Origin of the sequence: Methylocystis sp. SC2 (genome assembly GCF_000304315.1) — a bacterium.
GTDB lineage: Bacteria > Pseudomonadota > Alphaproteobacteria > Rhizobiales > Beijerinckiaceae > Methylocystis.
The window spans coordinates 675102-690004 of the sequence record NC_018485.1 but is presented as its reverse complement, the minus strand read 5'-3'; the positions used below and the strand labels follow the sequence as shown (position 1 = coordinate 690004).

14 protein-coding genes are annotated in these 14903 nt (G+C 64.6%); 11 read left to right on the top strand and 3 right to left on the bottom strand.

All coding sequences use genetic code 11. The features are described 5' to 3' along the window. Positions 1–53: 53 nt before the first annotated feature. Positions 54–971 carry a DUF937 domain-containing protein gene (locus BN69_RS03235; RefSeq protein ID WP_014890118.1) on the bottom strand — a complete coding sequence of 306 codons (918 nt, stop codon included), beginning with the start codon at positions 969–971 and terminating at the stop codon, positions 54–56. Between the two features lie 297 nt (positions 972–1268). Between BN69_RS03235 and ispH the strand changes: the two genes are divergently transcribed. From ispH to BN69_RS03190, 9 genes are all read left to right on the top strand, one after another. Next, the gene (gene ispH / locus BN69_RS03230) at positions 1269–2237 is read left to right on the top strand and encodes a 4-hydroxy-3-methylbut-2-enyl diphosphate reductase (RefSeq protein ID WP_014890117.1); all 969 of its coding nucleotides are present in this window, start codon (positions 1269–1271) and stop codon (positions 2235–2237) included. 29 nt (positions 2238–2266) lie between these two features. Continuing rightward, a complete protein-coding gene (gene thrB / locus BN69_RS03225; protein WP_014890116.1) occupies positions 2267–3232 on the top strand; it encodes a homoserine kinase in 966 nt (321 codons plus the stop codon). Then, on the top strand, positions 3229–3705 hold the full coding sequence (rnhA, locus tag BN69_RS03220; RefSeq protein WP_014890115.1) for a ribonuclease HI: 477 nt from the start codon (positions 3229–3231) through the stop codon (positions 3703–3705). The genes thrB and rnhA overlap by 4 nt, the downstream gene beginning before the upstream one ends. A gap of 192 nt (positions 3706–3897) precedes the next feature. Beyond that, entirely contained in the window at positions 3898–5646 is a 1749-nt protein-coding gene (locus tag BN69_RS03215; RefSeq protein ID WP_244435027.1) for an OmpA family protein, read from the top strand. 21 nt (positions 5647–5667) lie between these two features. Next, positions 5668–6456: a hypothetical protein gene (locus BN69_RS03210; RefSeq protein WP_014890113.1), complete on the top strand. Its 789-nt coding sequence runs from the start codon at positions 5668–5670 to the stop codon at positions 6454–6456. Between the two features lie 34 nt (positions 6457–6490). Then, the gene (locus BN69_RS03205) at positions 6491–7270 is read left to right on the top strand and encodes a pentapeptide repeat-containing protein (RefSeq protein ID WP_014890112.1); all 780 of its coding nucleotides are present in this window, start codon (positions 6491–6493) and stop codon (positions 7268–7270) included. After that, positions 7267–8193, top strand: a complete 927-nt coding sequence (locus BN69_RS03200; protein WP_014890111.1) for an ROK family protein — start codon at positions 7267–7269, stop codon at positions 8191–8193. Before BN69_RS03205 ends, BN69_RS03200 begins: the two co-directional genes overlap by 4 nt. A gap of 128 nt (positions 8194–8321) precedes the next feature. Continuing rightward, positions 8322–9125, top strand: a complete 804-nt coding sequence (locus BN69_RS03195; protein ID WP_014890110.1) for an NAD kinase — start codon at positions 8322–8324, stop codon at positions 9123–9125. A gap of 5 nt (positions 9126–9130) precedes the next feature. Next, positions 9131–9430, top strand: coding sequence for a (2Fe-2S) ferredoxin domain-containing protein (locus tag BN69_RS03190; RefSeq protein WP_014890109.1), 300 nt, complete (start codon positions 9131–9133; stop codon positions 9428–9430). Here the strand turns inward: BN69_RS03190 and BN69_RS03185 are convergent, their stop codons facing one another. Both BN69_RS03185 and BN69_RS03180 read right to left on the bottom strand, forming a co-directional pair. Further along, on the bottom strand, positions 9431–9838 hold the full coding sequence (locus BN69_RS03185) for a hypothetical protein (RefSeq protein WP_014890108.1): 408 nt from the start codon (positions 9836–9838) through the stop codon (positions 9431–9433). It abuts the gene before it with no gap. Between the two features lie 48 nt (positions 9839–9886). Next, positions 9887–13015, bottom strand: coding sequence for a type ISP restriction/modification enzyme (locus BN69_RS03180; RefSeq protein WP_014890107.1), 3129 nt, complete (start codon positions 13013–13015; stop codon positions 9887–9889). A 124-nt stretch (positions 13016–13139) separates the two neighbouring features. On the opposite strand from BN69_RS03180, the gene BN69_RS03175 reads away from it, so the two are divergent. Beyond that, a complete protein-coding gene (locus BN69_RS03175; RefSeq protein ID WP_148277192.1) occupies positions 13140–13856 on the top strand; it encodes an aldolase/citrate lyase family protein in 717 nt (238 codons plus the stop codon). Between the two features lie 8 nt (positions 13857–13864). Then, positions 13865–14857: a hypothetical protein gene (locus BN69_RS03170; protein WP_014890105.1), complete on the top strand. Its 993-nt coding sequence runs from the start codon at positions 13865–13867 to the stop codon at positions 14855–14857. Positions 14858–14903 lie beyond the last annotated feature (46 nt).

The following is a 14903-nucleotide window of genomic DNA, read 5'->3' as shown; positions in this document are numbered from 1 at the left end:
GGGCGTCCCGGGTTTGGAACGTCGCGGGTCGTCCCGAGCTAGGCGGCCGGCGCCTAGCGCTTGCCGAACATCTGGCCGAGAATGCTTTCAAAGTCCGAGCGCGCGCCGGCGTTTTCGCCGCCGCCGCCGCGTCCGATCTGCAGCGTCTGCTTGATCTCTTCGATCGCCTGCTGAATCGACGCCTGATCCATATCATCGGGCAGGTCTTGAGAGCGCCCGGCGCCTCGGTCGAGGTCAAGCGGCCCGCCCATCGGCCCGCCGACAGGTCCGCCCATGGGCCCGCCCATGGGCCCGCCCAAGGGTCCGCCGACAGGTCCGCCGTAGGGATCGGGCGCGGGCCGGCGGCCGCCGAGCAACGCGCCCAGTATCGACCCCAGAAGCCCGCCCAGAAGGCCGCCGCCGCGAGTTGCGCCGCCAGCTGCGCCGCCTCGAGACGTCGGCGCCGGCGCGGGTTCGGGCGGCGAGGCCCGCCCGCCGCCGAGCATCTGCTCCAAAATGGAGCCGAGCGCGCCGGAGCTGACGAGCTGGCCGAGCACGCCGCCGAGGCCCCGGTTGCTCACATTTTTGAACAATCCGCCGATGAGCACGGAAACGAGCACCGGCAGCAATTGCGAGAGAATGTCCGGACGCAGCCCCGACTCGCGGGAGGCGACCTGCACGACGCGCCCGGCGGCCGCCGGCGAGCCGAAGAGATCTTCGAGCAGCTGTCGCGACTGGGCGAGAGAATCTGCATCCTGCGCGGCGCCGGGATCGTCGAAGGCCGCCGCGCGCAGCGGGGACGCGATATCGCCCAAGAGCTTTTCGAACAGCAACGGCTGTTCGGCGGCGTTGCTCAGGCCGACTTCGAGCGCGGGAGAAAGGGCTTTGATGGCGCGGTCCATCTGTTCGTCGGAGAGGCCGAAGCGCTGAGCGAGATTGGACACCAGCTGGCCGCCTTGCGCGGACTGCAAGATCTCGTCGAGATAGGACATGCGCGCAGCTCCGTTCACGCGAGCCCGGAAGGCGAGCCCGCCGTCATGGTGTCACAGTCCGGGCGGTCGCGCCAATCGGCGGGGGAGCTGGAAACGTGTTGCGCCGCGGCGGCGTTAGCAACGCATTGACCGCGTTCGCCGAGGAGCCTCCCGCAGCGGATCCGCGCTGCGCCGCGGCTTGACACCGTCGCGCATGCGCGACATTGCTTGCCGGCATTCAGCCGGGTGATCCGGATGGCCGCGTTTGGCGCTTGAGCGGCTCGCCGCTCGGCGCCGCCTCTGCCAAAAGGCGCGAAGATGAACGTTCACCCCCGACCGACAAAGCCGCCGCTCAAGATTCTGCTTTGCTCGCCGCGGGGATTTTGCGCAGGCGTCGTGCGCGCGATCGACGCCGTCGAGCGGGCGCTGGCCAAGTTTGGCCCGCCCGTTTATGTCCGCCATGAGATCGTCCACAATCGCTACGTCGTCGAATCGCTTAAGTCGAAGGGCGCGATCTTCGTCGAGGAGCTCGACGAAATCCCCGACACCAACGCGCCGGTGATCTTCTCGGCCCACGGGGTCGCGAAATCAGTCTCGGCCGCAGCGGAGGGACGCGGACTCCTCGCCATCGACGCGACCTGCCCGCTCGTCACGAAAGTGCATCGAGAGGCGGAAATTCACAGGCGACGCGGCCGCCGGGTGTTGCTCGTCGGACATTCCGGCCATCCTGAGGTCGTGGGCACCATGGGACAGCTGCCGGACGGGGCGGTGGTGCTGGTCGAGTCCGTGGAGGACATCGACCGGCTCAAACTCGATGACGAATCGAATCTGGCCTATGTGACGCAAACGACGCTGTCGCTCGACGACTCCCAGGAGATCGTCAGCGCGCTGATGCGGCGCTTTCCAAAGATCATCGGCCCGCACAAGGAAGATATCTGCTACGCGACCACGAACCGCCAGGCCGCGGTGAAGGAGGTCGCGCCGCATGTCGCGGCCGTGATCGTGGTCGGCTCGCCCAATTCCTCGAACTCGCAGCGGCTGCGCGAGGTGGCCGAACGCGCTGGCGCGCCGGCGCAGCTCGTGCAGGGCCGGGGCGAGATCGACTGGGAGATTTTTGGCGACATACCGTCGCTCGGCATCACCGCCGGCGCGTCCGCGCCCGAAGTTCTGGTCGAGGAGATCATGGACGCATTCGCCGAACGCTACGACATTGTCGTCGAAACCATCTCCAGCGCCGACGAGAACGTGTCCTTCCCTCTGCCCAAGGAGCTGCGGGCGATCGCCTGAGGGCGGCCCGCAGTGAACGGTCGGCGCCCATGGCCGTCTACACGCTGGTTGACGACGAGGAGCTGATCGCTTTTCTCGCGACATACGATCTCGGGCCGCTGCTCTCCTGCAAAGGCATCGCCGAGGGCGTCGAAAACTCCAACTATTATCTCCATACCGGCGCCGGCAGCTTCATCCTCACGCTCTATGAGAAGCGCGTCGCGGAAGCCGATCTGCCATTCTTCCTGAACCTCATGGAACATCTCGCGGCGCGGGGCGTGACCTGTCCGCTGCCGGTGAAAAACCGCGCCGGGCTGGCGCTGGGGCGCCTCGCCGGCCGACCCGCCGTCATCGTCACTTTTCTGGACGGCTATTCGATCCACCATCCGGAAACCGCGCACTGCGCCGCGCTCGGCGCAAATCTCGCGCAACTACATCTCGCCGGCGCCGATTTCGCGCAGCGCCGCCGCAACGCGCTTTCTGTCGAGGGATGGCGGCCGCTTTTTTCGACATGCGCGTCCCGTGCGGAAGAGGTCGCGACGGGATTGCGCGCGCTCGTCGATGCGGAGCTCGATCATCTGGAGCGGAACTGGCCGCGGGAATTGCCGAGCGGCGTCATTCACGCCGATCTTTTCCCCGACAATGTCTTCTTTCTCGGCGAGCGGATCTCGGGGTTGATCGACTTCTATTTCGCCTGCACCGACGCCTACGCGTACGATCTCGCGATCTGCCTCAACGCCTGGTGCTTTGACGCTGAGCATCGCTTTCAACCGGACAAGGGCGCCGCGCTGCTCGACGCCTATCAGCGGATTCGACCGCTGTCCCGCGCCGAGATCGAGGCCTTTCCCATGCTCGCGCGCGGCGCGGCGCTGCGTTTTCTGCTCACCCGCTACGTCGACTGGCTCAACGTGCCGCCAGGCGCGCTGGTGCGTCCCAAGGATCCGCGCGAATATCTCGCCAAGCTCCGGTTTCACCAGTCCGCCGCCGATGCGCGCGTCTATGGAGTCGGTTCATGACGCTCGGCGTCGAGATCTGGACCGACGGCGCCTGCTCGGGCAATCCGGGGCCGGGCGGCTGGGGCGCGATACTCCGTTTTGGCGATCGCGAAAGAGAGATCAACGGCGGCGAGCCGCTCACCACCAATAATCGCATGGAGCTGATGGCGGCGATCATGGCGCTTGAAACGCTGACGCGTCCTTGCGCGGTCGATCTGCATACCGATTCGCAATATTTGCGCAGCGGGGTCACCTCATGGATCGCCGGCTGGAAAGCGCGCGGCTGGCGCACCGCCGACCGAAAGCCGGTCAAGAACGTCGATTTGTGGCAAAGGCTCGAAGCGGCGGCGGAGCGGCATGAGGTCGACTGGCATTGGGTCAAAGGCCATTCGGGCCATGACATGAACGAGCGCGCCGACGAGCTGGCGCGGGCCGGCATGGCGCCTTTCCTCCCCGGCAGACCGCCTGCAAGCGCGCGCTTTTCCTCCAGATAGACTTGTCGAAGAGCGGGCGACGCCTATCTCACAGTCGACCAGGACTCTTCTTCGCCTTTGGGGAGCGCGGCGCGGCCGCGTTCCCCATTTTTCTTTGCCATCATATTGACACGTCGCCGCGCAAAACGACCTTGTGCGGTTGAGTTAAGCGCGTCTTCGCTGATTCTCTCTTCGATGGAGGGCAAGACGTCGATGCACCTTCCCAAAAAATGGTGGATTGGACTGCCGGTCCTTTTAGGACTGGGCTATTTTGCGCAGGGCGCGTTGACGCCTCGTCTTGAGGACGATCTGCGCGCCGCCGTCTTGTCGCGAGTCGCACGCTCTCCCGACGCGATCGATAGGCCGGAGGTCCGCGTCTCCGGCCGCGACGTCGTCCTTGCCGGCGTTTCGCTGTCGCCTGAAGCGAAAGCGAGTCTTTTGACGGCCTTAGGCGTTGAGACGCCAGCGCGGCGCATCATGGACGCGACGCAGCCGCTCTCGCGCGCGACGCCCTTTGTTCTGAGACTCGAGCGCCGCGGCGGCAAGGCGATGATCTCGGGCAACGTCCCGCCGACGGGCGTGCGCGAAAGGCTGCGCGCCGAGATCGCCGCCTTAGGCTTGGAAGTGTCGGACTCCGCCGCCTACGCCGACGGCGCGCCGCACGCCTTCCCCGATCTCGCCTCCTTCGCCGTGCGCCGCCTCGCCGAACTTGATCCCGCGACGACGACGATGACCGACGCGACTCTGGCTGTTTCCGGCGAAGCGCGCAGCGCGGCCGATTACGAGCGGGCGCTCGCCGCGCTCAAGGCGTCGCCGTTTGAGAGCGCGGTAAAAGTGGAAGTGTCGCCGCCGCGCGTTTCTCCCTATGTGTTTACAGCGGCGGCGCGCGACGGCGTCATCAGCCTCTCCGGCCATTTGCCGAGCGACGATCTGCGCAAACAGGTCGTCGCCATGGCGGCCGCGGCCGGCGCCGGCGCCGCCGTCAGCGATGCGACCGAGCTCGGCGCCGGCGCGCCGGCTGGCGATTTCGCGGGTGCGCTTGCGTTCGCGGTCGGCGAGCTCGGCAAATTGTCGCAAGGCAAAGTCGCCGTATCGGATGGCAAGATCATCATCGAAGGGCAGGGGCGCCAGAACATATTTGGCGAGACGATCCGCGCCGATGCGAAAGCGCGGTTGCCTTCCGGATTTGAGATCGCGCGGCTCGACGTCATGGCGGGTCCGATGACGCCCTATGTTTTCAGCGCCCAGCGCGCCGGCGGAGAGGTCACGCTCACCGGCTATGCGCCGGACGAGGCCGTCCGTAATCGCCTCATCGAAACCGCGCGCAGGAATTTCTTCGACGCGAAGGTCGTCGATCGGCTCATGATCGCGAAAGGCGCCCCGCAGAACTTCGCGGAAGCGACGGATCATTCCCTTGCTGCGCTCGCGCGACTCGACGAAGGCAAGCTCGCGATCAGCGACTCGAATATCTCGCTCGCGGGCGTCGCGCGTCATCAGAGCGCGCGCGCCGAAATCGCGGCGAGCTTCGCCGATGCGCTTCCGCAGAGTTTCCGCGGCGAGGCGCAGCTGTCGACCCGCATCGTCGGATCGCCGCTCGACGCCAGCCGATGCGCCGCGGCGCTCTCCGAGCTTCTCGCCAAATCGCCGATCGTTTTTGCGTCCGACGATTCGGCGATCGCCGCTGAATCCGCGCCTCTCGTCGATGCGATCGCCGCGACGGCGCTGCGCTGCCAGGGCGCCACTCTCGAAATCGCGGCGCACACCGACAACATCGGCATCGCCGAAGTGAATCTGGGGCGCAGCAAGCGCCGCGCGCAGGCGGTCGTCGAACGGCTGGCGAAGGCCGGAGTCGACCCGTTCAGAATAATCGCCGTCGGCCACGGCGGCGAGCGCCCAATCGCTTCCAATGACAGCGACGAAAATCGCGCGCGCAATCGCCGCGTCGAAATCGTCGTCAAGTAGCGCCAGAGAAGGAGACGGAAGATGTCCTACTTGCTGACGCTTGGCTGGCCTTGGTTCGCCGCCGCCTGTGCGCTTGGCGCGCTCGCCGGCTATGTGACGACCTCGCGGGCGAAGGACGCCCCCGCCGCGCCCGGCTGGAATCTCATCGCGATCGCCGCGACGCTCGGCGCGGGCGCGGCCGCCTCCTGGCTGGGGCTCCTTGACGGACGCGCCGCGCTGACGATGGACGTGCTGCTGATCGCGGCGCTCGCTTATCTCATCGGTCTGCCGGTCGGCGGCGCGCTCAAGATGACGCAGTCCGCGCCGGCTTTCGCCGCCAAGCGGCCGATCGTCGTGCTGCGCGGCGCGACGCGCGACGTTTGCGAACCGACCGCCGCGCCGTCGCCCGAACCGCAAGACGAGCTAGATGAGATTTTCGCGACGGCGGAGCCAGGGACGCCGACGGGCGTTGAGCCGGCGCTGGAGGCGGCGGCTTCAGCCGCCAAGGCGCTGAATGAAAAAGCCGCGCAAATGCGCGCGCCGGGCGGCAAAATGGCGCCGGGCGCGCGTCCTGCCGCGCTGTCCGCGCCGCGTGACGGCGCGGCGGACGATCTTGCCAAGATAAAGGGCGTCGGACCAAAGAGCGTCGAGAAGCTGCATGCGCTCGGGGTTTTCCATTATGATCAGATCGCCGGCTGGAGCGACGACAACGTCAAATGGATCGAGGCGTCGATCGGCGCGGCGGGGCGGGTGAAGCGCAACGGATGGATCGCGCAGGCGCAAGCGCTGAGCGGCGGCGCCCGCGCCGATCGCAACGCCGACGCGGCGTAAGCGTCGGCAAAAGGACGAGTTCGCGCGCATGCGTATGGGTCTGAGCTTCGTCCTCATCTGCGTCGCGTCATTGTCCAGCCAAGACCTGCGCGCGCAGGATATGCTGCAAGGCGTCGATCTTGCGCAGCCGGCCTATTCCAAGGCTGAACTGACGCGCGCCGAGGTCGAAGCGGCGCTGCTGCATCGCAAGAGCGGGAACAGGGTCGATCTTTCGGAAAAGAGCCTCAACGGACTCGATCTTTCCGGACTCGATCTGCACGGCGTCGATTTCCGCGCCGCCCGCATGAACAAGACATCGCTCGCCGGCGCACGGCTGGACGACGCGATCCTTGACCAGGCTTGGCTGATCGAAGCCGACCTCACCGGCGCGTCGCTGAAGGGGGCGCACGCCTTCGCTGCGCAAATGCAGCGCATGCGGGCCGACCGCGCGGACTTCGCGCATGCGCGTCTCGCCGGCGATCTGACCGGCGCATCGGCGCGCGGCGCCAATTTCAGCGAGGCGGATCTCTCCGCCGACATGAAGAACCAATCGATGGGATTGATGCGCGCCGTGCTGCGCTCGGCCGCGCTCGAGGGCGCGCGTTTTCACAAGGCCAATCTCGCGAGCGCCGACCTGCGCTTCGCGCGCGCCGCTGGCGCGGATTTTTCCGAGGCGAATCTGAAGGGCGCCGACGCCGCCGGCGCGGATTTGACCGGCGTAAACTGGACCGGCGCCATGACCGACGGTCTTGATCTCGATTCCGCGCAGATCGACGCCGCCGCCGGGAGCGCGCTCGCAGGCGCGCAAAACATCGATCGCGCCCGCGTGAAATGACGCGCGACATTATCCGCATCGGCGTCGATCTCGGCGGCACCAAAATCGAGGCGATCGCGCTCAACGCCGCGGGCGAGACGCTGGCGCGTCGCCGCGTCGCGACGCCCGCCGACGATTATGCGGCGATCGTCGACGCCGTCGCGACTCTCGTGCGCGATATCGAATCGAATATCGGGCGGCGCGGCGTCGTCGGCGTCGGGGCGCCTGGCGCGATCTCGACGCATACCGGCCTCGTGAAAAACTCCAACACGGCCGCCGTCAACGGCAAGCCGCTCGACGTCGATCTCGCGCGGGCGCTCGAACGTCCGGTGCGGGTCGCCAATGACGCCAATTGTTTCGCGCTGTCGGAGGCGATCGACGGCGCCGGCCGCGGCGCCGGCGTGGTGTTCGGCGTCATTCTTGGCACCGGCGTCGGCGGCGGCGTCATCGTCAACGGAAAGATCCTCGAGGGGCGCAATCGCGTCGCCGGCGAATGGGGCCATACGCCGCTGCCGTGGATGACCGCGGAGGAATATCCCGGCAGCCTATGCTTTTGCGGGCACAGCGGCTGCATCGAAACGTTTCTTTGCGGCGCCGGCCTATCGCGCGACTACGAGAAGCGCGCCGGCGCGCGCCGCCATGCGGCCGAAATCGCCGCGCTGGCGGATGCCGGCGCGCCCGCCGCGCGCGCAAGCCTCGATTGCTATCAGGACCGTCTGGCGCGGGCGCTGGCGGTGGTCGTCGATCTCATCGATCCTGACGTCATCGTGCTCGGCGGCGGGCTTTCCAACATCTCGCGGATCTATGACGGACTCGCGGCGCGCGTGGGGGAGAACGCCGTCACCGACGCTTTCGATACGAAAATCCTGCCGAATGCGCATGGCGACTCGGGGGGCGTGCGCGGCGCCGCCTGGCTGTGGGGCGCCGGCGAGGCCCACCAATGAGTTGCTCATTTGGAGGCCGCCGAAGCGCGGCGCGCGCGGAGGTCGCGTCGGCGCCGTTCCCTCCGGCCTCGCGCCGGTGTATGCGGAAGCAATCGCGGCGGCTGCGGCGAGCGTGAGGGGAGTTTGCGATGGGCGCCGCCGGAGATCGGCAGAATCACGCGAAGAAGCCGTGCGCCCATCTGGCTTTTCTCGCCTCGGGCGCGCCGGAGGCGGAGGAGTCGCGCCAGCGCCTCATCGAAAAATACGGCGACTGCCCGCCTGAGGAGGCCGATTGCATCGTCGCGCTCGGGGGCGACGGCCTCATGCTTCGCACGTTGCATCGGTTCATGGACGCCGGCAAGCCGATCTACGGCATGAACCGCGGCTCGGTCGGCTTTCTGATGAACCAATATCGCGAGACGGGGCTGCGCAAGCGGATCGCCGAGGCCAAGCCTTCTATCATTCACCCCTTGCTGATGCATGCCGTCAATGTGCGCGGCGACGAGTTTTCGGCGCACGCCATTAATGAGGTGTCGCTGTTGCGCCAGACGTCGCAGATCGCGAAGCTGCGCATTCTGGTCAATGGCCAGGAGCGTCTGCCGGAACTCGTCACCGACGGCGTGCTGGTGTCGACGCCCGCTGGCTCCACCGCCTACAATCTTTCCGCCAATGGTCCGATCCTGCCGCTCGATGCGCCGCTCATGGCCCTAACGCCCATCTCCGCTTTCCGCCCGCGCCGCTGGCATGGCGCTTTGCTGCCGGACCTCGCCAAGGTGCGGATCGAGGTCCTCGAAGCGGCGAAGCGGCCGGTCTCCGTCGTCGCCGATCATGACGAATTCCGCGACCTTGCTTATGTGGACGTGGTGATGGACCACGCCACCAGTCTGATCCTGCTCCATGACGCGGGCCATTCGCTGGAAGAACGAATCCTGCGCGAGCAGTTCGGATACTAGACCCAATGACTGAAACAGCGATCAAACCGTTCCGCCTCCACGTCTTCGTCTGCGTCAACACGCGCGACGGCCGATCCGCCTGCGAGGACCACGGCGCAAAGGAGGCTCTGGCGAAGGTGAAGGAAGCGCTCAAGGCGCTGCCCTTCGCCAAGCGCGACGGCGTGCGCCTGACGCAGTCGGGCTGCCTCGGCCAATGCGAGCACGGCCCCGTCGCGGTCGTCTATCCTGGCGGAAAATGGATCAGCTATGCGTCGGCCGACGAGCTGATCCGCTTTGTGCTGGAGGCGATCGAGGCCCCGGACTGATCAGCGGCCGGGCGGCCGACGGACCCAGCGGGGGGCGAATTCGCGGGTAGGATAGTTGATATATTCGGCCCGTTCGCCCTCGGGCGCGCGGGGGCCGGTTGCATCGAGCCGCGCCATTTCGGCCTCGTAGCGCACGCGCCATTCTTCCGCCTCGGCGTCATCGGCGGTGATGCCGTAATAATATTCGGCGCTCTCGATGAGACGGACGCGGCCCCAGGCGCGCTCGTCCGCCCAAGCCTTGACGGCCCTTAATTTTTCGAGCGCCCCCAGGGCGCCGCTGCGCACAGCCTCTGGCTTGGGGATATAGACGTCGCGGCGCGGCGGCGCCGCCTCGCCAAAGAGATCAGGCTGGTCGGGCGGGAACAGTCCCGGCTGGTCGTATGATCGCTTCGCAGCGCGGCTCGACATGGAGGAAATATAGCGCTGTGAGCAGCGCGGGTCTCGCGTCTTGGAGAGTTATCCCCTGTCCGGGAAAGCCTTGCGCCAGGCGTCGTCGATTTTCTCCATCTGCTCGATGGTGAAGGCCAGAACGTCAGCGACCGCGGCGACATGATTGATCTCGTCGAGAGAAAACGTCCGCCCCTTTCGAGACTTCAGATATTTCTCGAGCACCTGATAACCGCCGATGTGGAATTCCCAAATCTCCTTCGGCACGGGCGCGAAGGATTGCGCGTCATTGATGAAAACGCGTTCCTCGGCTTCGACATAGCGGGGCTTTTCGACGCTGTTGTCGCCGCGCCCATGATAGTCGCCGAGACCGCGACGCGGGAAGTCCTTCAGAAGATGCGCCTCGATCAGTTCGGTGCCCATGCGCGACAGCGTCTCGAAGTCCTCGCGTTTTTCCGCGAAGGGAATGCGGGGGAAATCTATGCGCAGAAATTCTGCGTAGCGGCGCCGGTAAGTCGGCGCGTGCAGGACTGCGTAAATGTATCCGAGAATTTCTTCGGCTTCGAAATGATGGCCATCATATCGAGCGTCGAGGAAGCTGCGGAAGGGGGGAGAGAAGTTTTCTATTCTGCGGGAATCTGAGCGTGTATATAATGGGAAACCATAGGTTATGTCATAGCGAGTAGCCGATTTATGCCGAAATGCGGAAGACACAATGATCGCAGATATTTCGTCCTTCGTGACGCGACTGGAAAGCAAGACGAAATTTTCGTCGTCAATTTCATCCATGAGCTTTCTGACGGTACGCCAAACGAGATGATCTTCGTAAAGAATTTTTCGTGAGTCAAAAGGTGAATAAGCGATTTCTCGAACAAAATCCGCGGTCTTTCGCGGGCTTTGTGAGAGAGCTTTCCATCCTCTTAAAATATCCCAGCCAGTTTTTTCTTCGACGTCAAATTCCTGATGAAGAGCTTTGGCGTCTCCTTTGGCCTTTCGGAATTTTTCGAAGCGAGCGATTAGCTCGCGACTTTCAAAGCTAATCGAGAACGCGTCATGAGCAGTCACGATTCCCGCGCCTCCAAGGGAATAGATTTCCGCGAGGGCCCATCCGCTTCCGTAGCTTTTTTCTAGCTCTCTATTTCGAAGAATAAAGTAAAAGTCTCGCTCGTTGAGCTCAAGTCTCTCAACCTTGGACGACTTGAGAGTTTGCTCGGCCCCGGCCTTATATTTTTCCAGCCTTTTCCCCCACCAGTCGCCGCGCCAAACCCCGCGTTCCAAGCCGGGCTTTTTGACGAAGATGCTGATCGCCACACCCTGCTCAATGTCGAAAATATTTTCGTCCTTCGAGCCGTCTGGCGCGACTTCCTTCTTCTTGGCGTTTCCGTGCAGGTCGATTACGTAAATTCGATCGAAGCTGCGCATTAGCGACTGGCGCATGCCGCGAAATGTCGGATTGTCGAGCCATGAATGATTGGTGATGATTCCGACGACGCCTTCATCGACTGCGTCCATTTTCAACTGCGCGAAGCGAATGAACTTCACGTAGTCGTCATTGAGCCACTTCGGATTGCGTTCACCGAGCGGCTTAACGAATTCCTTGCCCTTATCGTCTTTTTCGATCGTGTATTTGTATCCATCGATTGCGGTCGTTATCCATGCGCCTTTATTCTTGGAATGACCAGAATAGGGTGGATTCCCCAAAATCACCAATATCGGCTTGTCCTTCACGGCCTGCGCCGCCTCGACCTCAGCCGAGATCGCCGGCAGCAGGAAGTTCTTCTGCGGCTCGATCGGTTCCAGCGTGTTCGTGAGAAAGACCTGAAGCCGCTCGTCATCCTTCAGCGCATGGCCGCGGTCCTTCAAAAATTGTGAGAGCTTCAGATGCGCGATGGTGTAGGGCGCGATGAGATATTCGAAGCCGTAGATGTTCTTCAAAATGTGTTCGCGTACGATCGGGTCGGCGCGCCCTTTGTCGGCGCCGCCGATATTGTCGAAGATGCGCTGAAACACTTCGAGCAAAAACGTTCCCGTGCCGCAGGCGAAATCGAGCACGGTGACGCGCTTTGAATCCGCCAGCCCCTCGCGAATGCCGAAACTGTCCTTCAGAACATCGTCTACCGCGCGGACGATGAAATTCACGATCGGCGGCGGCGTGTAATAGACGCCGCGGCTCTTGCGCATCTTGGCGTCGTAGGCCTTCAGATAATCCTCGTAGAAGTAAATGAAGGGATCGCGCTCGAAAAGCCGATGCTCTTCTTCATCCTGCGCGCGGACCTTGCGATTGATCGCCTTGCGGGTCCGGAAGGATAAGTCCTCGTGAATCGCGGGCAGATCGAGCCCGTTGACGATGGAGAGCACCTCTTCAACGACCCATCGCACCTCGCGATATTCGTCGCTATCGAGCACGGTCAGGAAGTCGACGAGTTCGCGAATCAGTCGGAAGGAGCCCGGCACGAACTCGCGTGCATTATGCAGCGTGACGCGTTCAGTATCGGCGTTGAGCTTCGCGAGAAACAGACCGTAAGCCAGCATCTGCGCGAAGGCGTCGGCGAAATCCGCAGTCGTGAGTTCGTGGAAGACTTGGTCGCGAAAAATCTGAAATAGGCCGAACAAACGGCCCTCTTGATGTTCTCGTTGCTGTCGTACCAATTCTTCGCCTAAAAATTCGCGCAGCAACTTGCTGCGCGTTGCGAGCGCCAGCGCCAATTGCTGAGCGCGGCCAATGCCCTCGGGCGCTTCGGAGAAGAACGCCGATATCAGTTTGCCGACGGCCTCCGCACGCTCCGGCGCGATGCGAATTTTGCGCGCGTCGAGGTCGGTCGGGAAGGCGAGCGCTTCGCGCGCATTCACATGCGCGCCATCGATCCATATCCACTGCAAATAGTCCGTAAGGATTATATTGGCTGAGAGTTCGCGATACCGCTTGATCTGGTCGGACTTGAGAATCTTGTCGAGATTGGCGCCGATTTCCTTGACCTCGACATAGCCGAGGATCATGCCATGGCGGGAAACCTTGAAGTCAGGCGCGCCCTTGTCTTTATCGCGCTTGGGTTCGTGCTGGACCCGCAGACCTGTGTGCGCGTCCTTGGCGAATTGGCCCAAGAGAGATTCCAGGGCGGCGCGGCCCGTATGCTCGGTATGCTCCGCGAGCGGCGTTTCGCGCAGTTTCAATAGATAGGTTTCAAAACGATCGATCATCGAGGCGCTTATGCGCGCCGCTCCGCGGGCCGTCAACGCAGCCCTCGCCACGCTGGCCGTTGAGCATGATAGAAGTGGCCCGAGGTCTCCCGAGAAAAGCCACTCAGCTCGCATGCGCTCTTGTTTGATCCTTGAGTCCGACGCCAGCGATGAGGATGTCGCAGCGGCGCTTGAGTGCGGCGCCGATGCGCTCCTGTTGCGGCTCGGCCCCTGTGCGGAAGACGCGGCGCGACGCGGCGTCCGCGCGCGCGCTTGCGCGCTGATCAATGAGGCGCGAGGCAAGAGCGCGGCGCCGAAGCTCTTCGTGGAAGTCGCCGCTCTCGACAGCGAGCTCATCGAAGCCGACCTCGACGCGCTGTTCGGCCCGGGGCCGGACGGCGTCTTTCTTCCATCCTGCGACGGCGCCGCGAGCCTGCAGCGCATGGCCGTGAAGCTCGCCGTGCGCGAGGCGCAAGCCGGCCGCGCCGACGGCGCGACCAGGATCGGCGCCTTCGCGGGGGGCGATCCCGCCGCCGTGTTGGCGTTGCATTCCCTTGCCGGCGCGTCGCCGCGTCTTGCGGCGCTGGCCTTCGACGAAGCCGGGCTGCGCGCGGCGCTGGGGCTCGCCGAGGGTAACGGCGCCGCTGTCCAAATGGCGCGCGGAGCGGTCGTGATCGCGGCGGCCTCGGCCGGCGTTCCGGCGCTCGCGCCGCCCGCGCAACCCGGGGAAACGCAGGCCTATGCAGCGGCGCGCCGCGACGGTTTTCGAGGGGCGATGGCGCTTTTTCCCGGCGAGATCGCGGCCATCCATGAGGTCTTCCCGCGGAGCGAGAATCGACAAAGACCGCAATCCTCGGCATAGACAGGTCGATGAAAAAAGTCCGATTGGACGCGCTTGGCCGGGTCGCCGCGGCGGCGCTCGCCGGCGCAGCGCTTCTCCCCGCGCCGACGCAAGCGCAGCAACAGCCGCCGCGCCGTACCCATCCGCCGCATGGCGCCGGCGAGGCGGCGCCGGCCGCGCCGCCGACCGAAAGACGCGCCACGCTGCGGCTGAGCGCGACGCTTGCAGCCAGTGACCAGCAGCCGGTCCACTCAGGGCTCGTCTGGCGCGTCTTTGAGGAGAGCGCCCAGCCGGACGGATCGCACAAGCTCGTGGCGCAATCCGAAGAGGCGATCCCGACGCTGCCGCTGCCGGACGGCTCCTATATCGTCCACGCCGCCTATGGGCTGGCCGGCGTCACGCGCCGCGTCGCCATGGAGGGCGGCAATGTCTCCGAGCGGATCGTTCTGAACGCCGGCGGGCTGAAGCTCATCGACAAGCTGGGCGACGCGCAAATTCCCGCGCAGCGGCTGTCCATTTCGATCTATGTGCCGGAACGCGGCAATTCAGAAGCGAAGCTCATTCTCGCCAACGCCAACGCCGATCAAATGATCTGCCTCCCCGAGGGCGCCTATCACGTCGTCTCCACCTTGCTCGACACGGGGCAGGGCGCCCAGGGCGGGACGAACCAGACCAACTCCGTGGTTACGGCGGATTTGAAAATACCGGCCGGAAAACTGATCGAAGCGACCCTGCGCCATCGCGCGGCGACCATGACCTTGAAGCTCGTCAAGCAGCCGGGCGGCGAGGCGCTCGCCAATACCAGCTTCTCGGTGCTCACGCCCGGCGGCGACGTCATCCGCGAGATGATCGGCGCTTTCCCGTCGCTGGTTTTGGCCGAGGGCGAATATGTCGCCATCGCGCGCCATGAGGGCAAAACCTACCAGGGCACGTTCCGCGTGCAGTCGACCAAGGACTCGGACGTCGAAATTCTCATGCGCGATCAGCCGCGCAATCACGCGAACGACGAACTTCCGCAATAAAAACCGCCCGGCGGACCGGGCGGCTTGCTTCGTATGCTCTCGCAAA

What these genes read in the sequence shown, in the direction of transcription:
- thrB (WP_014890116.1), top strand. Translation starts at nt 2,267, where the DNA reads ATGGCCGTCTACACGCTGGTTGACGACGAGGAGCTGATCGCTTTTCTC.
- BN69_RS03185 (WP_014890108.1), bottom strand. Translation starts at nt 9,838, where the DNA reads ATGTCGAGCCGCGCTGCGAAGCGATCATACGACCAGCCGGGACTGTTC.
- BN69_RS03180 (WP_014890107.1), bottom strand. Translation starts at nt 13,015, where the DNA reads ATGATCGATCGTTTTGAAACCTATCTATTGAAACTGCGCGAAACGCCG.
- BN69_RS03170 (WP_014890105.1), top strand. Translation starts at nt 13,865, where the DNA reads ATGAAAAAAGTCCGATTGGACGCGCTTGGCCGGGTCGCCGCGGCGGCG.
- BN69_RS03210 (WP_014890113.1), top strand. Translation starts at nt 5,668, where the DNA reads ATGTCCTACTTGCTGACGCTTGGCTGGCCTTGGTTCGCCGCCGCCTGT.
- BN69_RS03195 (WP_014890110.1), top strand. Translation starts at nt 8,322, where the DNA reads ATGGGCGCCGCCGGAGATCGGCAGAATCACGCGAAGAAGCCGTGCGCC.
- ispH (WP_014890117.1), top strand. Translation starts at nt 1,269, where the DNA reads ATGAACGTTCACCCCCGACCGACAAAGCCGCCGCTCAAGATTCTGCTT.
- rnhA (WP_014890115.1), top strand. Translation starts at nt 3,229, where the DNA reads ATGACGCTCGGCGTCGAGATCTGGACCGACGGCGCCTGCTCGGGCAAT.
- BN69_RS03215 (WP_244435027.1), top strand. Translation starts at nt 3,898, where the DNA reads ATGCACCTTCCCAAAAAATGGTGGATTGGACTGCCGGTCCTTTTAGGA.
- BN69_RS03190 (WP_014890109.1), top strand. Translation starts at nt 9,131, where the DNA reads ATGACTGAAACAGCGATCAAACCGTTCCGCCTCCACGTCTTCGTCTGC.
- BN69_RS03205 (WP_014890112.1), top strand. Translation starts at nt 6,491, where the DNA reads ATGGGTCTGAGCTTCGTCCTCATCTGCGTCGCGTCATTGTCCAGCCAA.
- BN69_RS03235 (WP_014890118.1), bottom strand. Translation starts at nt 971, where the DNA reads ATGTCCTATCTCGACGAGATCTTGCAGTCCGCGCAAGGCGGCCAGCTG.
- BN69_RS03200 (WP_014890111.1), top strand. Translation starts at nt 7,267, where the DNA reads ATGACGCGCGACATTATCCGCATCGGCGTCGATCTCGGCGGCACCAAA.